The organism is Carboxylicivirga marina, from assembly GCF_016612505.1.
GTDB lineage: Bacteria > Bacteroidota > Bacteroidia > Bacteroidales > Marinilabiliaceae > Carboxylicivirga > Carboxylicivirga marina.
The window spans coordinates 1-856 of the sequence record NZ_JAENRR010000161.1; the positions used below are offsets into that span (position 1 = coordinate 1).

Here is an 856-nt window from a genome sequence, read left to right on the forward strand (position 1 = left end):
CCACCATCTCAATTTACAGCATGTAGTGAATATTTTGCCGTTCACTACTTCTCGGCACACGATGAAGCGATTGGCAAATTAACGAAACCTTACCTCCAAAAACTCCGCTGAGCCAAAGCGTTGTATTTGTTTTAACTTTTCATTTTAAGCCAAATCAGCGATTGGGCGCTGATTGCCAAAGCTACGGACTTTCCAGAATACTCGAATCCCGAATGCGCTATGCGCAGCGTGTTGGCGGCTGGCATTTCTTCTATCTTTAATTTTTCATCAATTGCTTTTGGGGCTGATGCGATTCTTATCAGTTATCTTGAAAGTTTTCTTATACACAAATTTTATACAGTCAATCGTTATATTTTTGTCTTTCTTATTTTTAGTTCTTTGCTGTCGGCTCTCGCTAAAAGGCATAATTCTAAAAACAATACCTTTATTAAGGTCTTGGTCTTTAATCAGATTAAGGTCAAAATAAAACGGTTCAGAAATCATTGAAAACATTAAATAGTCATTTCTGCCCTTGGGAACTTGCAAAGTAAATTGTCCACATGCATCCGTAATTGTCCCTACAAATCTATTACTATTGAGCACAATACTTGTTCCTGGTAATGGAGTTCCATGTTTCGAAATAACTTCACCAGTCAGTTCAATTACTTCTTGTCCGTGGATATTCACGCATAACAAGAAGGTCATGGTTATTATTATTAATATTTTCATTGGGTTTGGTTATTTTTTGCTTGCCGCCAACGGTGGCGGTATGGTTAGTAAGGGATTGCGGGCTTTTTAACTAGTTAATCCTTACGAACTAAAAAACACTGGAGATATGCTATAAGTTTTAAAGTATATTTCCAGTATTATTTTTAGC

General features: G+C 36.7%; 1 protein-coding gene. It reads right to left on the minus strand.

Annotation, left to right across the window (positions count from 1 at the left end; genetic code table 11):
* Window positions 1-267: 267 nt before the first annotated feature.
* Window positions 268-708: a hypothetical protein gene (locus JIV24_RS22210; RefSeq protein WP_200467280.1), complete on the minus strand. Its 441-nt coding sequence runs from the start codon at window positions 706-708 to the stop codon at window positions 268-270.
* Between the last annotated feature and the right edge of the window lie 148 nt (window positions 709-856).